Below are 1,198 nucleotides of genomic sequence, written 5' to 3' on the forward strand. Positions count from 1 at the left end.
GGGTGTCGGGCAAGGGTCCGGGCCGGGTTGACCGCTTCCAGGACCAGGTCGAACGGCGCCTCCTGATGCGCGAACGCATCCAGGTCCACCGCACGCACCCGCCGCACGAGCTCACGGAAACTCGGATCACCCGCACTACTCGTCCGCAACACCAACGTGTTCACGAAGAACCCGACCAGATCCTGCAACGACCGCTCACCACGACCGGCCACCGGCGAACCAATCACCAAATCCGTCCCCGCACCCAACCGCGTCAACGCCGCAACCAGAGCAGCATGCACCACCATGAACGGCGTACACCCCTCCGCACGAGCAAACGCAGCCACCCGCTCGAACAGATCACCACCCCACACGACCTCGACCTCACCACCCCGATACGAAGCACGCACCGGACGCGGCCGATCCAAACTCAACCCATGCTCCTCCGGAACCCCCTCCAAAACCCCCCGCCAAAAACCCAACTCCCGACTCAGCAAACTCCCCGGATCCCCCACCGAACCCAACACACGCCGCTGCCACGCCGCATAATCCACATACTCCACCGACAACGGCTCAAGCACACCACCCTCAACACCCGCGACCCGAGCCTCATAAGCCCGCTGCAAATCCCCGAAGAACACCCCATTCGACAAACCATCCGTCGCAATGTGATGCACCACCAGAGACAACACCACCGACCCATCACCCAGATCAAAAACCACCGCACGCAAAGGCAACTCACACGACAGATCAAAAACACGACCAGCCGCCGCAGCAAGCTCCCCCTCCAACGCACCCACATCAACCCGACGCCGCTCCACCGAAACCCGAGCCAACTCCGGCGCCACAACCCGCTGACACAACTCACCATCCACCGACTCAAAAAGCGTCCGCAGCGGAGCATGACGCCCCACCACATCACTCAAAGCCGCCCCCAACACCCCCACATCAAGCACACCCTCCATCCGCACCACCATCGGCACGTTGTAAGCCGCACTCTCCCCCTCCAACTCAGACAACAACCACAACCGCCGCTGAGCAAAAGACGCCACAGGCAAACCATCACCCTCCACCACCCCCTCCCCCGCAACCAACACAGGCACAGAACCCCCCACCCCACGCCCCACAACCAACTCAGCAAGACCCGCAACCGTCGGACACCCAAAAACATCCCGAATCGTCAACCGAACACCCAGCACATCAGCAATCACATTCGTCA

1 protein-coding gene is annotated in these 1,198 nt (G+C 62.1%); it reads right to left on the reverse strand.

Features of this window, described 5'->3' with window-relative positions; genetic code table 11:
- On the reverse strand, positions 1-1,052 hold a 1,052-nt coding region (locus ACFW22_RS35905; protein WP_386413005.1), incomplete at its 3' end, for a condensation domain-containing protein.
- Positions 1,053-1,198: the final 146 nt, after the last annotated feature.

This window comes from Streptomyces sp. NPDC058872, from assembly GCF_042743065.1.
Lineage (GTDB): Bacteria > Actinomycetota > Actinomycetes > Streptomycetales > Streptomycetaceae > Streptomyces.